This is a genomic window from Psychroflexus sp. MES1-P1E, assembly GCF_002836055.1.
Taxonomy (GTDB): Bacteria; Bacteroidota; Bacteroidia; order Flavobacteriales; family Flavobacteriaceae; genus Psychroflexus.
In genome coordinates, this window is the sequence record NZ_PJBS01000310.1 from 40106 (window position 1) to 58610 (window position 18505).

General features: G+C 35.4%; 17 protein-coding genes. 7 read left to right on the plus strand and 10 right to left on the minus strand.

Features of this window, described 5'->3' with window-relative positions:
* The 8 genes from rplB to rpsL all read right to left on the minus strand — a co-directional run bounded on the left by rplB (window position 1) and on the right by rpsL (window position 5855).
* Window positions 1–828, minus strand: a complete 828-nt coding sequence (rplB, locus tag CXF67_RS11595; protein ID WP_015023593.1) for a 50S ribosomal protein L2 — start codon at window positions 826–828, stop codon at window positions 1–3.
* 9 nt (window positions 829–837) lie between these two features.
* Window positions 838–1128: a 50S ribosomal protein L23 gene (gene rplW, locus CXF67_RS11600; protein WP_015023594.1), complete on the minus strand. Its 291-nt coding sequence runs from the start codon at window positions 1126–1128 to the stop codon at window positions 838–840.
* A 5-nt stretch (window positions 1129–1133) separates the two neighbouring features.
* Window positions 1134–1763, minus strand: a complete 630-nt coding sequence (gene rplD / locus CXF67_RS11605) for a 50S ribosomal protein L4 (protein WP_102088889.1) — start codon at window positions 1761–1763, stop codon at window positions 1134–1136.
* Entirely contained in the window at window positions 1763–2377 is a 615-nt protein-coding gene (rplC, locus tag CXF67_RS11610; RefSeq protein ID WP_015023596.1) for a 50S ribosomal protein L3, read from the minus strand. The genes rplD and rplC overlap by 1 nt, the downstream gene beginning before the upstream one ends.
* 177 nt (window positions 2378–2554) lie before the next feature.
* Window positions 2555–2860 carry a 30S ribosomal protein S10 gene (rpsJ, locus tag CXF67_RS11615; protein ID WP_003442714.1) on the minus strand — a complete coding sequence of 102 codons (306 nt, stop codon included), beginning with the start codon at window positions 2858–2860 and terminating at the stop codon, window positions 2555–2557.
* 12 nt (window positions 2861–2872) lie between these two features.
* Window positions 2873–4981, minus strand: coding sequence for an elongation factor G (gene fusA / locus CXF67_RS11620; protein ID WP_102088890.1), 2109 nt, complete (start codon window positions 4979–4981; stop codon window positions 2873–2875).
* Between the two features lie 3 nt (window positions 4982–4984).
* A complete protein-coding gene (rpsG, locus tag CXF67_RS11625) occupies window positions 4985–5461 on the minus strand; it encodes a 30S ribosomal protein S7 (RefSeq protein WP_003442717.1) in 477 nt (158 codons plus the stop codon).
* Between the two features lie 19 nt (window positions 5462–5480).
* Window positions 5481–5855 carry a 30S ribosomal protein S12 gene (rpsL, locus tag CXF67_RS11630; protein ID WP_019039484.1) on the minus strand — a complete coding sequence of 125 codons (375 nt, stop codon included), beginning with the start codon at window positions 5853–5855 and terminating at the stop codon, window positions 5481–5483.
* A gap of 326 nt (window positions 5856–6181) precedes the next feature.
* On the opposite strand from rpsL, the gene CXF67_RS11635 reads away from it, so the two are divergent.
* The 6 genes from CXF67_RS11635 to rlmB all read left to right on the plus strand — a co-directional run bounded on the left by CXF67_RS11635 (window position 6182) and on the right by rlmB (window position 15604).
* Window positions 6182–7750, plus strand: coding sequence for a ShlB/FhaC/HecB family hemolysin secretion/activation protein (locus CXF67_RS11635; protein WP_257984677.1), 1569 nt, complete (start codon window positions 6182–6184; stop codon window positions 7748–7750).
* Window positions 7751–7869: 119 nt separating this feature from the next.
* Window positions 7870–10935 carry a SusC/RagA family TonB-linked outer membrane protein gene (locus tag CXF67_RS11640; RefSeq protein ID WP_102088892.1) on the plus strand — a complete coding sequence of 1022 codons (3066 nt, stop codon included), beginning with the start codon at window positions 7870–7872 and terminating at the stop codon, window positions 10933–10935.
* A gap of 17 nt (window positions 10936–10952) precedes the next feature.
* Window positions 10953–12386 carry a RagB/SusD family nutrient uptake outer membrane protein gene (locus CXF67_RS11645; RefSeq protein ID WP_102088893.1) on the plus strand — a complete coding sequence of 478 codons (1434 nt, stop codon included), beginning with the start codon at window positions 10953–10955 and terminating at the stop codon, window positions 12384–12386.
* A gap of 11 nt (window positions 12387–12397) precedes the next feature.
* On the plus strand, window positions 12398–12829 hold the full coding sequence (locus tag CXF67_RS11650) for a hypothetical protein (protein ID WP_102088894.1): 432 nt from the start codon (window positions 12398–12400) through the stop codon (window positions 12827–12829).
* A 98-nt stretch (window positions 12830–12927) separates the two neighbouring features.
* Window positions 12928–14787: a S8 family serine peptidase gene (locus CXF67_RS11655; RefSeq protein ID WP_102088895.1), complete on the plus strand. Its 1860-nt coding sequence runs from the start codon at window positions 12928–12930 to the stop codon at window positions 14785–14787.
* 67 nt (window positions 14788–14854) lie between these two features.
* The gene (rlmB, locus tag CXF67_RS11660; RefSeq protein ID WP_102088896.1) at window positions 14855–15604 is read left to right on the plus strand and encodes a 23S rRNA (guanosine(2251)-2'-O)-methyltransferase RlmB; all 750 of its coding nucleotides are present in this window, start codon (window positions 14855–14857) and stop codon (window positions 15602–15604) included.
* Between the two features lies 1 nt (window position 15605).
* Here rlmB and CXF67_RS11665 read toward each other — a convergent pair whose 3' ends face one another.
* Window positions 15606–16367 carry a rhomboid family intramembrane serine protease gene (locus CXF67_RS11665; RefSeq protein WP_102088897.1) on the minus strand — a complete coding sequence of 254 codons (762 nt, stop codon included), beginning with the start codon at window positions 16365–16367 and terminating at the stop codon, window positions 15606–15608.
* Between the two features lie 93 nt (window positions 16368–16460).
* On the opposite strand from CXF67_RS11665, the gene CXF67_RS11670 reads away from it, so the two are divergent.
* Entirely contained in the window at window positions 16461–17738 is a 1278-nt protein-coding gene (locus CXF67_RS11670) for a replication-associated recombination protein A (RefSeq protein WP_102088898.1), read from the plus strand.
* Here the strand turns inward: CXF67_RS11670 and CXF67_RS11675 are convergent.
* Complete coding sequence (locus CXF67_RS11675) at window positions 17735–18505, minus strand: hypothetical protein (protein WP_102088899.1); 771 nt, start codon at window positions 18503–18505, stop codon at window positions 17735–17737. The two genes, CXF67_RS11670 and CXF67_RS11675, sit on opposite strands and share 4 nt — an antisense overlap.

The window sequence follows — 18505 nt, forward strand, 5'->3', positions numbered from 1 at the left end:
TTATTTCTTTTTACGTTCTATGATGTGCTTATTACTAGGCTTAGTCTTAGAACGTGTTTTAAATCCTTTAGCTGGAATACCATTTCTTGATCTTGGATGACCACCTGAAGACTTACCTTCACCTCCACCCATTGGGTGATCGACTGGGTTCATCACTACAGGTCTTGTTCTCGGTCTTCTACCCAACCATCTACTTCTACCAGCTTTACCAGATATAGTTAACTGGTGATCACTGTTCGATACAGCACCTACAGTGGCTATACATGCAGACAATATCATTCTAGTCTCGCCAGAAGGAAGCTTAATCGTTACGTACTTGCCATCTTTGGCCATCAATTGTGCAAAAGTACCTGCACTACGAGCCATTACAGCTCCTTGTTCAGGTCTTAATTCTACACAAGAAATTATAGTTCCAAAAGGGATTTGAGATAATGGCATTGCATTCCCTATTTCAGTAGGAACATTAGAAAGACCAGAAACAATTTTCTGACCCACTTTTATTCCACTAGGAGCAACGATATATCTTTTCTCTCCATCCTCATAATTCAATAAGGCGATGAAAGCTGTTCTATTAGGATCGTATTCCACAGTCATGACTTCAGCTTGGATATCTTTCTTATCTCTTTTGAAGTCGATAATTCTGTAACGTTTTTTATGACCACCACCAATATAGCGCATAGTCATTTTCCCTTGATTATTTCTACCACCGGAACGTTTACGAGAGGCAAGCAAAGATTTCTCAGGCTTGCTAGCAGTAATGGCATCAAAGCCATTAGCGACCTTAAATCTCTGTCCTGGTGTATTTGGTTTTATTTTTTTAACCGACATGTTTTAAGCTTATAGATTACTATACAAATCAATTGTTTCTCCTTCAGCTACTTTAATAATAGCCTTTTTGTATGCAGATGTTTTTCCAGTCACCATTCCAGTCTTAGTGTAACGGGATTTGATTTTTGGAATAACATTCAACGTACGCACTCCTTCGACCGTAACGCCATAAGCGGACTCAACAGCCTCCTTTATTTGGATTTTGTTAGCATTACGATTTACAGCAAAAGTAAAAGCATTTCTTAATTCGCTTTCATTTGTTGCTTTCTCTGTAATAATTGGTTTTACCAAGATGTCCATAGCTGTTATTTGTTGAGATTAGTTTGTAATTCATCTAATCTGCTTTCGGAAATTAATAAAACATTGCTGTTCATGATATTGTAAGTGTTTAATTCTGAAACATTTACAACTTTAGCAGTTTTCAAATTACGGGACGATAAATATACATTTTTATTCGACTCATCCAAGACTATCAAAGACTTTTTGTCTCTAATGTTCAGGTTATCAAGAAGGTTTAAAAACTCTTTTGTCTTCGGAGCTTCAAATCCAAAATCTTCAACAATCATCAACTGGTTGTTTTTAAGTTTTTGGGAGAGAACAGTCTTTCTCGCAAGACGCTTCAGCTTCTTGTTTAATTTGAAATGATAATCTCTAGGTCTAGGACCAAATACGCGACCACCACCTCTAAAAATAGGAGATTTAATGCTACCTGCACGAGCTGTACCCGTTCCTTTTTGCTTCTTGATCTTTCTTGTACTACCAACAATCTCTGCTCTCTCTTTTGCTTTATGCGTTCCTTGGCGTTTATTAGCCAAGTGCTGCTTTACATCAAGATAAACAACGTGATCATTAGGTTCCAATCCAAAAACAGATTCGGAGAGTTCGACCTCTCTACCTGTTTCTTTTCCTTTTATATCTAATACTGATACTTTCATTACTTCTGAATAGTTACATAAGTGTTGTTATGTCCAGGAACACAGCCCTTGATCACAATCAAGTTCTTTTCTGGAACCACTTTCAACACTCTTAGATTTTGAACTTTTACTTTTTGACTTCCCATTTGTCCACCCATTTTCATTCCTTTGAAAATACGAGCCGGATATGAGGCAGCACCTACAGAACCTGGAGCTCTCAACATACTTTGTTGGCCGTGAGTTCGTTGTGAACCTGCAAAGCCATGACGTTTTACAACTCCTTGGAATCCTTTACCTTTAGATGTAGCACTTACGTCTACAAATTCATTTTCTTTAAATAAGTCTACTGTGATGTGATCACCTAACTTATACTCTTCTTTGAATCCTTGGAATTCAATGACTTTTCTTTTGACAGAACTACCAGCTTTCTTAAAGTGACCTAAGTCTGCTTTGGTGGCATTTTTGTCTGATTTGTCATCGAAACCAAGTTGAAGCGCTTCATACCCGTCAACCTCGTTGGTTCTGACTTGGGTAACTACACATGGTCCAGCTTCTATAACGGTACATGGAATATTCTTTCCATTCTCATCGAAGATGCTAGTCATGCCGATTTTTTTTCCTATTAACCCAGACATAATTGATTTTTGATTATTACTATTTATTTAAAAAAAATTCAGGCCCGAAAAAAACGTTCGACCTGAATGCATTTTTCCTCCGTTTTTCCCTCGTCAAATGCTCGGGACATGTTACCCTAAACCTAGTTTAGGATTTGTTATTGGAAAGTTACAATAAGTATCTTTCCAATATTTAGATTAAACCTTGATCTCTACTTCTACACCACTTGGTAACTCGAGCTTCATCAAAGCATCGATAGTTTTTGATGAGGAGCTATAAATATCTAATAATCGCTTAAAAGAATCTAATTGGAATTGCTCTCTCGCTTTCTTGTTAACGTGTGGAGATCTTAATACAGTGAAGATTTTACGTTGCGTAGGCAATGGAATTGGTCCAGTAACCACAGCACCAGTCGTCTTAACTGTCTTGACAATTTTCTCAGCGGACTTATCCACTAAGTTATAGTCATATGATTTTAGTTTAATTCTTATTTTTTGACTCATAATAAGTTCTAATTAGTCGTTTAAACCTTTAGCATTTTTGATTACTTTCTCAGAAATACTAGAAGGTGTTTCTTCAAATTTTAAAAATTCCATTGTGGATGTTGCACGACCCGATGATAAAGTTCTCAAAGTAGTCACATAACCAAACATTTCTGAAAGCGGAACGTCAGCTTTTATGATTTTAGCACCAGATCTATCCGACATGTCATTAACTTGACCTCTTCTTCGATTCAAATCCCCAACAATATCTCCCATGTTCAATTCTGGAGTCACGACTTCTACTTTCATGATAGGCTCTAAAACAATAGCTCCCGAAGCTTTTGCGGCTGACTTATAACCAAGCTTTGCAGCAAGTTCGAAAGAAAGTTGATCAGAATCTACAGGGTGAAAAGATCCGTCCAGAAGAGTCACTTTTAATGTATCCATTCTAAATCCAGCAAGAGGACCATTCTTCATGGCTTCCGTGAATCCTTTTTCTACAGCAGGAACGAATTCTTTAGGAATTCTACCTCCTTTAATTTTATCGATAAATTGTAAACCAGCGCCTTCGAAATCTTCATCAACAGGTCCCATTTCAAATAGTATATCAGCAAACTTACCACGACCACCAGATTGCTTTTTGTAAACTTCTCTATGGTTTGCAGTTTTAGTTACAGCTTCTTTATATTCAACTTGAGGCTCACCTTCGTTAACTTCAACATTAAATTCACGTTTTAAACGATCTACTAAAATTTCAATGTGAAGCTCACCCATACCAGATATAATTGTTTGGCCCGAAACTTCATCAGTCTTAACCTTAAAAGTAGGATCTTCTTCAGCAAGTTTACCCAAAGCAATATTGAGTTTTTCAACATCAGCTTTAGTTTTAGGCTCAACAGCTATACCAATAACTGGCTCTGGAAACGACATAGATTCCAGAACAAGTGGATTTTTGAGATTTGTAAGTGTATCACCAGTCTTGATGTCCTTAAAACCTACCGCAGCACCAATATCTCCAGCTTCAATATAGTCAATTGGCTCTTGTTTATTGGAGTGCATTTGATACATTCTTGATATGCGCTCTTTTTTACCAGAACGGTTATTCAATACATATGAACCTGCCTCTAGTCTACCGGAATAAGCTCTAAAAAAGGCCAAACGACCTACGAAAGGATCAGTAGCAATTTTAAAAGCTAAAGCTGAAAAAGGAGAATCTACATGAGGTCTTCTAGTTTCAACTTCACCTGTATCAGGATTGTGTCCTTCAATAGCTTCAACATCTACTGGAGATGGAAGGTATCTCATTACGGCATCAAGCATAGCCTGAACACCTTTATTTTTAAAAGCGGAACCGCACATCATGGGTATAATAGACATATCGATAGTTGCAGCTCTTAAAGCAGCAATAATCTCATCTTCGCTAATTGAACTTTCATCTTCAAAAAACTTCTCCATTAACTGATCGTCATACTCAGCAACAGCTTCAACAAGTTCAGTTCTATATTTTGTTACTTCGGCTTCTAACTCAGCAGGAATATCAATTTCTTGATAAGTCATACCGAAGTCATCTTCATTCCAAATAATTGCTTTCTTAGAAATTAAGTCAACAACTCCTTTAAAATCAATTTCGTCACCAATTGGAACTTGTAAGGGAACAGGATTACCTCCTAACATCTCTTTAACTTGCTTACACACATTAAAGAAATTCGCCCCTTGTCTATCCATTTTATTAACGAAACCAAGACGTGGTACCTTATATTTATCAGCCTGTCTCCAAACAGTTTCAGATTGTGGTTCAACACCATCTACTGCACTGAACAAAGCAACAACACCATCCAAAACTCTCAAAGAACGCTCTACTTCAACTGTGAAGTCAACGTGACCTGGAGTATCGATGATATTAACCATATAATCTTGTTCCCTATATAACCATGTACAATGTGTAGCTGCAGAAGTAATCGTAATTCCTCTTTCTTGCTCCTGCTCCATCCAGTCCATAGTAGCTGCGCCATCATGAACCTCACCTATCTTATGACTTATACCCGTATAATATAGAATCCGCTCAGTAGTCGTTGTTTTACCAGCGTCAATGTGAGCAGCAATCCCTATATTTCTAGTAAATTTTAAATCTCTTTGTGCCATTATTTAAAATCTAAAATGTGAGAATGCTTTATTGGCTTCAGCCATTTTATGGGTATCTAAGCGTTTTTTAACCGCTGCACCTTCTTCTTTCGCAGCTGCCATAGACTCACCAGCTAATTTAGCTGCCATAGTTTTTTCATTTCGCTTTCTAGAATAACCTATCAGCCATTTCATAGCAATAGATATTTTTCTATCTGGTCTTATTTGAGAAGGTATCTGAAAAGTAGCACCTCCAACACGTCTACTTCTTACTTCAACGTGGGGCATTACATTAGATAATCCTTCTTTCCAAATTTCTAAAGCGGATTTTTCATCATCTTGCTTTTTCTCTTCAATGATATCCATTGCATCATAAAAGATTTTAAAAGCAATTGATTTTTTTCCGTCCCACATCATCATATTCACAAATCGGGTTACCAATTGATCGTGAAATTTTGGATCTGGAAGTATAGGACGTTTCTTGGCCTGTCTTTTTCTCATTTCTTTACTTTAACTCTGATTATTTTTTAGGTCTCTTAGCACCATACTTTGATCTGCGCTGCAGACGACCTTCTACTCCTGCTGTATCTAAAGCACCACGAACAATATGATACCTTACACCAGGTAAATCTTTAACTCTCCCGCCTCTAACTAATACTATCGAATGCTCCTGTAGATTATGTCCTTCACCTGGAATGTATGCGTTTACTTCCTTACCATTTGTTAATCTAACACGAGCAACTTTACGCATTGCTGAATTAGGTTTTTTTGGTGTAGTTGTGTAAACTCGCGTACAAACTCCACGTCTTTGAGGACAAGAATCTAAAGCCGCCGATTTGCTCTTCTTAGTCATCTTGCGTCTTCCTTTTCTTACTAACTGTGAAATTGTTGGCATAGTTTTACTTGAATTGTTTAAAAAAACTCTTATTTTTAAGGTTTGCAAATGTAGATATATAATTTTAAATAACAAATTATAATTGATTAATTTTCAGCAATTAAGACATTTCAGATTTCTTAGGCTCCTCATTATTAAACAATCCAATTCAACATTATGAAATCAAACATACACTTCGCCTATAAAAATCGTTTATATACCTATGCGATTACAAAAATAACTTAGACCTCTGAAGCAAAATGCTCAAACTACTATTTACTTTTTTATGCGTTGTGGGTCTTACTTTTTATTCACATAGCCAAACAATACACTTACAAGTGAATACAATGAAGGATTCTTTGCTGAGCTCAAAGCAGTTTACGCTTAACTCCTTCAATGCTGCTGAAGCTGAATTAAAACTAAAAATTGATAGTTTAAAGAGAATTGGGTATCCTTTCTTAGAATTGGACCAAAAGATTACCGATAAAAAACTTCTAGCTACTATCCGTTTAAATCAAAAAATAGACTCCTTATATATAGGGATAAACGAAAAAGACTTAATTTATATTCCTAAGACGATTAAAATCGATGGACAAAAAATTGGCCTAGCCTACCAGAACATTGAACTCTTTCAAAAAACTATTATTGAGGAATTGAAGGCTCAAGGCTTATCTTTTGGTAAGTCATTTTTAACAGATCTGGAGTTTAAAAAAGGTCATGCTCTAAATGCGAATCTTGTTATAGAGAGCGGCCTGAAAAGAAGAATAGATAAAATAAATATAAAAGGATACGAATCGCTACCAAAAAACTATATATCCTATTTTACTGGTCTTAAAATCGGGTCTGAATTCATAGAGTCACGACTACAACAAAAAACAGAAAAACTCGATAACATCCCTTTCATCTCTGTTAAAAAACCTACTGAAGTATTATTTAAAAAAGACTCTACAGAACTCTTCCTTTATTTAGAAAAATTCAATTCCAACACCTTCGATGGTTTTCTAGGTTTCGGAAGTAATGAAAACAGCGACTTCGAATTGAATGGCTATCTAAACATGGTGCTTTTAAATAATCTGAATTTTGGAGAACGCCTTGGGATAATTTATAAAAACGATGGTAGTGGACAACAAACTTTTGAAGGGAATATCGAATTACCATTTGTATTTAGCTCTCCTGTAAGCCTTGGAGCCGACTTAAGAATCTTCAGAAGAGACTCCGCATTTTCCAATAGCTCACAAACTGTTGAACTAAAGTATTATCTCAATGAAAAGCTCAACCTAAAAGGGACCGCAGAATTCACAAACTCGACAAGTCTAGAATCGGAAAACCTTGATTCAGTATCAGACATAGAAAATTACAAGTCCTCGTTTTATGGAATTGGTGCAGAATTTCTAAAATTCGGCCCTAGACAACTTTTTGGGGTGAATACTTTTGTGAGATTAAATCTTTCCCTAGGAAACAGGAAAACAAAAAATAACACGGACCAGTACAAGTTAACTATAAACGGCCAACACCAAATTAAGATCAATTATCGCAACAAGCTTTACCTGAATCTCAATAGCCAAATCCTAATTTCTAATAACTTGCTTAACAATGAGTTATTTCGCTTTGGAGGTGTCAACTCTATACGTGGATTTGGCGAAAACAGCCTTTTAGCCTCTAGGTTTGCAGTCCTACAAACTGAATATAGATACATTTTAGATACAAATTTGTATGCAAATACTGTGATTGATGTAGGAAATTATGAAAATAAACTCAATAATATTAACGAAAACATACTAGGATACGGCGTGGGTATTGGCCTAAAGTCGAAAGCAGGGGTTTTTAATCTCATCATAGCAAATTCGGTATCTAACGTGCAAGAATCAAACTTTTCTAACACAAGAATACATATCAATTTCACCTCTTTTTTCTAATAAAGGTTATGTTCATATTAAGTTTTAACATGATCATTATTAAAATAATACTAATATAAGTTGTAGGATTAACTTTATTTTTTGATTTTTGGCGTAGGCTAATTCAAATAAACAAAAAAATGAGAACAAAGTTAAATGGAATTTTAACACTAATTTTAGTGTTATTCGTGCAGATAACCTTTGCACAGACGAATACTGTTACTGGAACGGTAACAGATCCTGACGGTCTCCCGCTACCAGGTGTAAACATTTTAATAAAGGGAGAAAATACTGGAACACAGACAGATTTTGATGGAAATTATTCTATTCAGGCAAGTCCGGATCAAACCTTAATCTTCAGGTATGTTGGTTTTACTACTAAAAATGTAAAAATTGGTAATAAACTACAAATAGATGTGAATATGTCTATAGATTCTGCTACATTGGATGAGGTCATCGTTACAGGATATTCTAACAGAAACCAAACAGTAGCAACATCTGCTACAGTAACCATTTCAGCTGCCGAGATAAATGAACTTGCCCCTACAACTACAATTGATAATTTGCTACAAGGTAAGGCAGCAGGGGTACAAGTAACCGCTGCAAATGGTAAGCCAGGGCAAGGTGCATTCGTAAGAATACGTGGTACAGGTTCTTTAACTGCTGGAGCTTCTTCACCTCTTTACTTAGTTGATGGGGCACCTATCGATGAGGATGTTTTAGCTGCTATCCCTAACTCTGATATTGCAGAAATTAAAATTTTAAAAGATGCTTCAACTACAGCAAGATATGGATCTAGGGGAGCAAACGGAGTTGTTATTATTACCACTAAAAGCGGTAACCGTAACAAAGATGCAAAAATAACTTTAAATTCTAGATTTGGACAAACCGAACGAATAGAACCAAATTTTAAAATGATGAATGCTCAGCAAAAGTTCCAATATGAAGCTGAGATGTTTGCCTTAGGCATCTCAGGTGCTTCTGGTTTACCTGGTGTTACAACTGAACCTGGGTCTCCTGAACGTCAATTTCTTTTGGATAACCAAACAGATTGGGAAGACCTTATTCTTAGAAAAGGTATTTTGCAAAGTAACAATGTTTCTATTTCTGGAGGTTCAGAAAAACTAGATTATTACTTCTCTACAGGTCACGATAGAAACACGGGTATTATAGATCAAATAGGAGGTTTTGAAAGAATAAATACTCGTCTTAATGTCAATTTTGATGCTAAAGAGTGGTTGAAAATTGGTGTAAATGTTGGCTATTCAAGATCTACTAGTGACGAGCCTAGAGATAGAAACAATGTACAAAACGCATTTAGAGCAATGTTGGACTATAATCCTTACGAAACAGAATTTGTTTTGGATGATGTAGGAAATCCAGTTCTAGATGCATCTGGAAATCCAGTGTATTCTCCAACTTCAACAAGTTTTAATCTTAGAGGCGCATTGATATCAGAACCATCAAAAAATATCGATAATCTTTTATCTTCAAGCTTTACAGCTGATATAAAACTATCAGACAATTTTTCATATAATTTTAGAGCATCTATCAATAGTTTAAACGAAAGATCGGATAGAGCATCCAAGCCAGGTGGTATTCTTCAAGAATTAATTGGAAGTGCTGAATTCCCAGGAACTAAAACAGATAATGGTTCTTATAGTTTTGACCTAACCGTAACCAATTCGCTAAACTATAATCTAAAAAAGGGTAAAAATACTTTAAACTTACTTGGATTATATGAATACAACATGAACGAATTTAATAGCTACAATGTAAGCAGTAGAGGTTTTTCTTCTCCATTACTAACTACCCAAGCTAGTGCAGCTGAAGTAACTTTCGGTTCTTCAGGAAGATCCAGATTGGCATTGGTATCTTATGGTCTTTTTGCAGATTATGACTTTGACCAAAAATATTTATTCACAGCTTCTGGACGTTTTGATGGCTCCTCAAACTTTGGTTCTGGAGAACAATATGGTTTCTTTTTTAGTGTTAGTGGAGGTTACGACATCTCTAGAGAAAACTTTTTTGATGTAGAGCCTATAGATGAATTGATATTTAGAGGTTCTTATGGTACAACTGGAAACAGATCAGGACTTGGTAGGTATTCTCAGCTAGGAACTGTTGGTTTCAACTCATATCCAGGAGGAAGTTCTACTATCCCTTCAAATATTGAAAATTCAGCTTTGAAATGGGAAACTTCTTATAATACAAATATTGGTGTTCAACTTAGCATGTTCAACGGTCGTTTAACCGCTGTAAGTGACTATTTTATAAGAGATACAGAAGATCTATTATTTGAAATACCCAAAGCAGATGAATCAGGAATAGAAAGTGTTAATGGTAACTTAGGAGAAATTCAAAACACAGGTTTCGAAATCTCTTTACGAGGTGATGTTATAAGAAACGAAGATGTATCTTGGACACTTGGAGGAAATGTACTTTTTTTAGATACGGAAATTGTTTCCTTACCTGACGGTGAAGATGTATTCCCTAACACATTTAATATCTTATATAGAGAAGGCGCTAAGATTAACGAACATAACTTGGTAAGATGGGCAGGTGTAGATCCAGCAACAGGACGTTCTCAGTATCTAGATGCAAATAACAATGTTGTATTTGCAGATGCTTTAACAGAAGAGGATGCAGAAGATGCTCGTGTACTCCAAGGCAAATCTACTATAGCAGATATAGAAGGGGGTTTCTATAGTAATTTTAGATATAAAAATATAAGCTTAAGAACAGATTTTGTTTTTAAAAGTGGGAACTGGATTAATAACGTTGTAAGGCAACAAAGAAACGCTGATGGTGATCAGGTAGACAGTAACCAAGCAACTTCTGCCTTTAATTACTGGAAACAACCAGGAGATACCAATGTTCAACCTAGTCCACTTTACAGACAAGATGATATTAATGTAAATTCTGATAGATTTCTTGAGAAGGGGGATTATATAAGATTAAGAAATGTCACTTTAGCCTATAACTTTTCGAAGGAGGTATTAGAGAAAACTCCATTTAGTTCTCTAAGATTTTACGTACAGGGTCAAAACTTACTGACCTTTACCGATTTTTACGGAGATCCTGAAGTAGGTATATCCTCTGGTGAATCTATTTCTTTTGGTAATACGGTCGCACCAGGTGAAATTACACTATATAGCTACCCAAATTTAAAATCATTCCAAATTGGACTTGATGTAAGCTTCTAAACAAAAAAACAAAAAAAATGAAAAATATATTTAAAAAAGGTTTAATTTTTGTTTTCACTATTGGAATTTTAACCTCTTGTGAAAGTAATCTAGATCAGATTCCATTCGATGATTTTGGAACACAAAATGCCTTTGTTTCAGCCTCAGATTTTGAAAATGGAATAAGGGGTGTTTACTCCACACTATTAACGGGTGGACTATACGGACCTTCTGGTAATGGATCCGTCTTGTCTGCGGCAGATGTCCTTGCAGACAATGCTACATTAGCGACTGTTGGAAGACTAACCAAAAGATATTTACATGAATATACGTATTCTGTAAATTCAAGTATGACAGATATGTATACCAATGCCTATGCTCTTATCTATAGATCTAACCAAGTCTTGCAATTTGTTGAGGCTTTTGAAGGAGAAAGTAAAGGCAATATTATAGCTGAAGCGAAAGCCTTAAGAGCACTTGCTCATTTTCATTTAGTATCATATTGGGGAAAAATACCAACACAATCCGCAGATGCAAATTCCAGTTTGGGAGTTGCGTATGTAACTGTCGCAGATGTAAATATAGAACCAGCGAGAAACACTGTTGGAGAAGTTTATAGCTTTATAGTTGACGATCTTAAAGATGCAGCTAGGGATATAAACGATACCAATCCTGATGGACGTATGGGTAAAGAATCTGTAAATCTTTTGTTATCTCGCGTTTATTTGTACATGGGACAATGGCAAAATTCGATTGATGCTGCAAACCAAGTTTCAACTCCAGTTGCTGATAGAGATGGTTTTGTAGGAATTTGGGATGATAGTACAGTTTCGGATAATGGTTTATTATTCTCAATTGAAAACGAAAACCCTATCTTAAATAACCAAATAGGAGTAGCTTGGAATCAAGGTATACAGTCATCTTTAATTGCTGAATATGTAGTTTCGAAAGAGTTAGTTGATTTATATGCTGACGACGACATTCGCAAAGAAGCTTATATATTGGATGCTGCTAACGGTGGCAAGGATCTAAATGGTATAAGGAAACTTTTCGGAAGAGAAGGACAGAATGATGGTGTTGTAGATTATAAAATATTAAGAGCAGGCGAAGCTTCGTTGAATAGAGCTGAAGCTCATTTTAGATTAAATCAATCTGCACAAGCATTGGCAGCTCTAAACGAGATAAGAACAAAACGTTACTTAACTCCACCAAATGGTGAATCTGGAAATGCCTTATTAGCTGCTATTAAGTTAGAAAGAAGACTTGAATTTGCTTTTGAATATCAAAGATTTTTAGATATAAAAAGATATGGTGAAAGTGTACAAAGAGAACCTTTTGGCGAATATGCAGATGGTTCAGGAACTCCGCCAGTAGTTCAAAATCTTCCAGCTGGAGATATTAAATTCCAAATGCCTTTTGAGCAGACTACTCTAGATACAAATCCAAACATAGTACAAAACCCAGGATATTAAAAAATAAAATTATGAAACATATTTTAAGATTAGTTTTCCTTTTATTGTTAACGTCTCCCTTCATTTCTTGTGATGATTATGAAGATTTTGAAGAAGACAGAGATACAGTTGTGGGATTTGTTGGAATTGGAGGAAGTAGTAATGTAAATTTGAATCCAGGAGATTCGAGAGATAAGACAGCTGAGGTTTTCGTTTCAGATGTATCAAATTCCGAAAGAAGTTTTGGAATAGAAATAGATACAGCAGAAAATGAAATTACAACAGATAATTTTACGTTCGATGCTCAAGTAGTAATTCCTGCAAATGAAAGAACTGCAGAAGTTACCATAACTGTTACAAACAATAGCTTACCTGAAGAGGCTCAACGAATTGTTCTAAAGGTCGTAGATTCTCCATCTTATGTGACGGGTGGACGAGCTACACTTAATTCAAAGTCGAGGTAATTACTAATTATTAAACCATAATAAAAGGGCTATGTTATAAACACTTAGCCCTTTTTTGTGTCTACATTATAAATTATTGTATTTTTAAAGAAAAAAAAATGAAAACAATTACAAAAATATTATCAATTCTTATAATCTTTATATCCTTTATTAGTTTTGGTCAGGATAATAAAGGAATTGAAGACGAAATCAAAAGCAATGAAGAAACAAGAAAAGAAAGAGTTAGAGTTTATTTGGAGAATCACCAGAATTATAAATCAGATCGGTTTAGTGTTTTAGTAGATGTCATTAATGGAAAACCCATTCATGTCGAAAATCACAATGAGGAAGCTGCAAGAGCTACCAGAACTAATTTTTTACAATTAGACGGAGATTTACAATTAGATTTAGAGGGTGATAGATTAGAAATTGGCATTTGGGAAGTCGGCGGTCACCCTTTACTTAACCACTTAGAATTCAGAGATGATAATGGAGACAGTAGAATAACTATCTCAGACGATGTTGATCAATCAAGTTTTCACGCCACTCACGTAGCTGGTACTCTAGCCGCTAAAGGTTTAAATTCAAATGCTACTGGTATGGCAACAAAAGCAAATTTAATAGCTTTCGATAATTTAAGTGATGTCACAGAAGCTTTGCTGCAGGCAAGAGATAACGACTTATTACTTTCTAATCATTCTTATGGTGTTCCAGTTGGAAGCTTAGATGATAATGAATGGTATATGGGAGCTTATAGTGGTCCTGCAAGATCGTGGGATGCTGTTATCAGATTAAACCCATATTATTTAATGGTAGTTTCTGCTGGAAATGATGGCAATGCAGTATATCAAGGTGGTTTAGGGTCAAGATTGGATAAATTGACAGGAAATAAGAATGCTAAAAATAATTTAGTTGTTGCCAATGCTTCAGATGTAGAATTAGATAATGATAGTAACATGGTTTCTGCAACAATTAATAGCAGCAGTTCACAAGGACCAACAGATGATGGAAGAATCAAGCCAGATATTACTGGATTAGGAACTCAACTTTTTTCCACAAGTAATACTAGCAACTCAGCTTATGCGAGAGCTACAGGAACTTCGATGTCTGCTCCAAATGTGACTGGCTCTGCAGCTCTCTTACAAGAACTATATAGCCGATTAAACAGCAAATACATGTTAGCTTCAACACTTAAGGCTTTAATATGTGTAACAGCTGATGATTTTGGTCCAGAAGGGCCAGATCCCATTGGAGGATGGGGTATCATGAACAGTAAAAAAGCGGCTGAAGCCATTATAAATGACGAAGATATAACTATGATCTTTGAGCATACACTTGTAAATAATTCAACCTATACATTTAATGTAACTAAAGATCAATTTGAAGAGTTGGAAGTTGGAGTAGTGTGGACGGATGTAAGAGGTGATGCCTTAGAAAACGATATTAATAACCCAAGACCCGCACTTGTTAATGATATTGATTTAAAAATTATCGGCTCTGATGGGACAGAATATTTTCCATGGAAATTAGACCTGGAGAACTTAACTTCGCCAGCAATCAAAGGAGATAATACTGTAGATACTGTTGAAATTATCAACATAGACAATAGTTCTAATGATACCTATACAGTTGAAGTTTCACACAAAGGGACTCTTGATGATGAAACTCAGGTTGTAAGTATAATAGTGACAGGAATAACATCAAGCACGCTAAGCTCTGAAAACTTCACTACAGAATCTACAAGTTTTTGGCCAAATCCGGTTAAAGATAACCTGAATATTTCATCTAAAGATTTTGGATTTAGTAATGAAGTAAGCGTATCAATTTATGACATAATGGGTAGAGAAATCTTAAGTGTAAGTGATTTCAACAATCCCAATGCTTTGAGTGTAGATCTAAGCTCCTTATCAAATGGTGTATATATTGCAAACTTGATTGATGGTCAACACTCTATCCAGAGTAGAATCATTAAAGAATAAGTTAGTATTTTATAGGTTTACTAAAGGGATTGACATAATTTTGTCAATCCCTTTTAAATTTAGAATTATGGAAGAATCCCACATCATTTTTGGAATACATAGTATTGTTGAAGCCTTAAGGCAAAACAAAGACATCGAAAAAATTATCTTACTACGGGATTCTGACAATCCTAAACTTAAGGAAATTGAAGGTCTGGCAGAGCAGAACACAATAAAGGTATCATACGTCCCCATCCAAAAGTTTAAAAAATACGAACAGTTTAACCACCAAGGAGCTATTGCTCATGCTTCAAAAATAAGTTACAGTGATTTTGAAACAACTATTGAAAAGGTTTTAGAAAGCAAGGAAAAACCTTTGTTCATGCTTTTAGATGGTATTACCGATGTAAGAAACTTGGGAGCTATTCTAAGGACGGCAGAATGTACTGGTGTAGATGCAGTCATTTTACCTAAGAGCGGAAGTGCTCAAGTGAACAACGAAACTATAAAAACCTCTGCCGGAGCAGCTTTCAATATTTCTATATGTAAAGTAGATCATCTTAAAGATGCTTTATTCTATTTAAAATCGTCTGGTGTAGAAATTGTTGCGGTTACAGAAAAAACAAATACCTCCATTTATGAGTTGGAACTCAATAAACCACTAGCTCTACTAATGGGTGGTGAAGGAGAGGGGATCCAACCAAGCATATTGAAAATGGTGGATGAAAAGGGAAAACTTCCTATGCTTGGCAGTATTGAATCTTTAAATGTTTCTGTGGCCTGTGGGGTAGTCTTATATGAATGCCTAAGGCAACAAAGCACCACTGCTGCGAAGTAAGTCAATCTTTATCCTCAACATTATATTTAATTTCAACTTGATCTGCTGTTGTAGATTGTGAAAAGTTAGGTTCTTTGTAGTCAGGATCTAAAGGTCTAAAATCACCGTTTTCATCAAATTGTTTCATAAATTCATCTTCTGAATTCGTCTTCTTTTTTGGCTTATTTAAAGGGGGTAAATTCTGAAAATGAGTCGATTTAAGAAAAAAGCTCAAAAAGAATCCAGAAATAAATCCAGACAAATGCCCTTCCCATGAAATTCCAGGTTCTCCGGGCATAGTCCCCCAAACTAAACTACCGTATAAAAAGACCACGATAAGGGCTAAGGCGACTAGCCTGTAATTTCTGGAACGTATGCCTTTAAAAAACAAAAAAGAAGCTAAGAAATAAACTATACCACTAGCTCCTATATGAAATGAAGGCCTAGCAATAATCCAGGTTAACAACCCTGAGGTTAGCCATCCAAAGAACAAAGCCTTCCATGCAATGTCTTTGTAGAAATAAAATAAACTGGCTAATAAAACTAAAAGCGGAATTGAATTTTTATAGATGTGATCTATCCCACCATGAATGAATGGCGAAGCAAAAATACCGAATAATCCTTTCACCTCTCTGGGGTAAACCCCAAAGGATGTGAAGTTAAATCTAAACCTAATTTCGATCCAATAGACTATCCATAGTGAGAATAAAATTAAAAGCGGCCATAGAATAGCCGGAGCTAAGGAGGATTTATGATGTTGGTCTATGGGATTTAAAGTCTTCATAGTTCAAAAGTATTAAAAGTGACTATTAAATAGAGGTCTGTTAAGAAATCATTTAAATAAAACAGGATGAAAAGAAATTCTTAATTTTGAATTATGAAAGCACCTTTAGCCGAAAGATTAAGACCAAAACAACTCTCCGATTACCTAAGCCAAACTCACCTAATTGGCGAAAAAGGGACCATTTCTCAAATGATTAAACGAGATTTAATACCGTCAATAATTCTTTGGGGACCCCCAGGCATTGGTAAAACCACCTTAGCAAACTTGATTTCTAAAGAAACCAAGAGAAGCTTTTTTACTTTATCTGCTATAAGCAGTGGAGTAAAAGACGTAAGAGAAGTCATCCAAAAAGCGAAGCAAGATCAGGGATTATTTGAACAAAAAAATCCTATTTTATTTATAGATGAGATCCATAGGTTTAGCAAATCTCAACAAGATTCACTTTTAGGAGCTGTAGAAAAAGGCTGGATTACCCTTATAGGAGCTACTACAGAAAACCCAAGTTTTGAAGTCATTCCAGCACTTCTATCACGTTGCCAAGTTTATGTCCTTAACGAATTTTCTAAAGAAGACTTAATTCTGCTTTTAAATAGAGCTAAATCTGAAGACGAATACCTGTCAAAGAAAGATATAACTTTAAAAGAAACTACTTCTCTGCTTCGCTTGAGCGGAGGTGATGCGAGAAAACTTCTGAATATGTTTGAGCTAGTCGTTAATTCTGTAGATGATGAAAACATCATTATTACAAATGATCTCGTTGAAGAAAAAATTCAACAAAAAACTGCTAGATACGATAAAACTGGGGAGCAACATTATGATATCATATCGGCTTTTATAAAATCGATAAGAGGAAGCGATCCCAATGCAGCCGTTTACTGGCTAGCAAGAATGATAGAAGGTGGTGAAGACGTTAAGTTTATTGCTAGAAGACTTATCATTTTATCCAGCGAAGACATTGGGAATGCAAATCCCACCGCACTTATTATGGCTAATAATACCTTCCAGGCGGTGAATACAATTGGTTTTCCCGAAGCTAGAATAATTTTAAGTCAATGTGTGATTTACTTAGCAACTTCGCCAAAAAGCAATGCCTCTTACCAAGCCATAAACGAAGCACAAGCCCTCGTAAAACAAACTGGAGATCTCAATGTACCTCTTTCCATAAGAAATGCCCCTACCAAATTGATGAAGGACTTAGGTTATGGGAGTGAGTACAAGTATGCCCACAATTATGAAAACAATTTTATTCAAGCTGAATTTATGCCCGATGACTTCACAAATAAAATTTTGTTTAAGCCTGGCAAAAATAAAAGAGAAGATCAATTAAGACAGTTTTTAAGACAAAAATGGAAGGGCAAATATAACTACTAGTCGATTTTCTTGAACACTACATTTTGAATTTCATCCAAGTCTCGGTCTATATATTCAACGATAAGATTTCCTTCCGCATCAAAATAAGCAGCTCCGTTTATAGTTTTTGAATTAAAAATATAGGAACCCTTATCTGCCTTTTTAAGTTGAGCATAATTTATTTCACCTTGGCTAGATAAAATATCATAACCCCCTGAAGAAATAGAAACCAGCCAATAGAATTCACCACCAAACTTATAAATAGATTTATTTGGATACTTATCCTCTGTGTTTAAGCTTTGGCTTTCAGAAACCTCATCTACTTTACTGGTTGAATCTTTAGAGGTATCCAAAGATTCATCATAAATATAATTTACTGTTGAAAAGGACTCAAAAGCATTTCTTAAGGCATCTTTGTATGATTTTTTAAAATCCTTCAACCTGCTTACACCCTCACTGGTTTGATAAACAGTATTTCCTGAACAATCTCTAAGTAGGACTTTAACTTTAGTAGTTAAAAAACCACCTTCATCAATTACATCTGCTCTTAAGGATTTACAGGGGTCTAATCTTAAAGCTAATGGCTTTTCCTCCTTATCCATATACACTTTAAATCCTTCCTCTTGGAACAAGACTCGTGCAAGAATATTAAGGCTATATTGGTTGGACTCTGATTGAAAATTAAACTGCATAGGGACAATAACATATTCATAAGCATTTAAGCTTTTAGTTTGTCCAAAACTAAATTGCAGTGATAATGAGAAAATGAAAATTACTATATATTTCAT

What these genes read in the sequence shown, in the direction of transcription:
- rplB (WP_015023593.1), bottom strand. Translation starts at nt 828, where the DNA reads ATGTCGGTTAAAAAAATAAAACCAAATACACCAGGACAGAGATTTAAG.
- rplW (WP_015023594.1), bottom strand. Translation starts at nt 1,128, where the DNA reads ATGGACATCTTGGTAAAACCAATTATTACAGAGAAAGCAACAAATGAA.
- rplD (WP_102088889.1), bottom strand. Translation starts at nt 1,763, where the DNA reads ATGAAAGTATCAGTATTAGATATAAAAGGAAAAGAAACAGGTAGAGAG.
- rplC (WP_015023596.1), bottom strand. Translation starts at nt 2,377, where the DNA reads ATGTCTGGGTTAATAGGAAAAAAAATCGGCATGACTAGCATCTTCGAT.
- rpsJ (WP_003442714.1), bottom strand. Translation starts at nt 2,860, where the DNA reads ATGAGTCAAAAAATAAGAATTAAACTAAAATCATATGACTATAACTTA.
- fusA (WP_102088890.1), bottom strand. Translation starts at nt 4,981, where the DNA reads ATGGCACAAAGAGATTTAAAATTTACTAGAAATATAGGGATTGCTGCT.
- rpsG (WP_003442717.1), bottom strand. Translation starts at nt 5,461, where the DNA reads ATGAGAAAAAGACAGGCCAAGAAACGTCCTATACTTCCAGATCCAAAA.
- rpsL (WP_019039484.1), bottom strand. Translation starts at nt 5,855, where the DNA reads ATGCCAACAATTTCACAGTTAGTAAGAAAAGGAAGACGCAAGATGACT.
- CXF67_RS11635 (WP_257984677.1), top strand. Translation starts at nt 6,182, where the DNA reads ATGAAGGATTCTTTGCTGAGCTCAAAGCAGTTTACGCTTAACTCCTTC.
- CXF67_RS11640 (WP_102088892.1), top strand. Translation starts at nt 7,870, where the DNA reads ATGAGAACAAAGTTAAATGGAATTTTAACACTAATTTTAGTGTTATTC.
- CXF67_RS11645 (WP_102088893.1), top strand. Translation starts at nt 10,953, where the DNA reads ATGAAAAATATATTTAAAAAAGGTTTAATTTTTGTTTTCACTATTGGA.
- CXF67_RS11650 (WP_102088894.1), top strand. Translation starts at nt 12,398, where the DNA reads ATGAAACATATTTTAAGATTAGTTTTCCTTTTATTGTTAACGTCTCCC.
- CXF67_RS11655 (WP_102088895.1), top strand. Translation starts at nt 12,928, where the DNA reads ATGAAAACAATTACAAAAATATTATCAATTCTTATAATCTTTATATCC.
- rlmB (WP_102088896.1), top strand. Translation starts at nt 14,855, where the DNA reads ATGGAAGAATCCCACATCATTTTTGGAATACATAGTATTGTTGAAGCC.
- CXF67_RS11665 (WP_102088897.1), bottom strand. Translation starts at nt 16,367, where the DNA reads ATGAAGACTTTAAATCCCATAGACCAACATCATAAATCCTCCTTAGCT.
- CXF67_RS11670 (WP_102088898.1), top strand. Translation starts at nt 16,461, where the DNA reads ATGAAAGCACCTTTAGCCGAAAGATTAAGACCAAAACAACTCTCCGAT.
- CXF67_RS11675 (WP_102088899.1), bottom strand. Translation starts at nt 18,505, where the DNA reads ATGAAATATATAGTAATTTTCATTTTCTCATTATCACTGCAATTTAGT.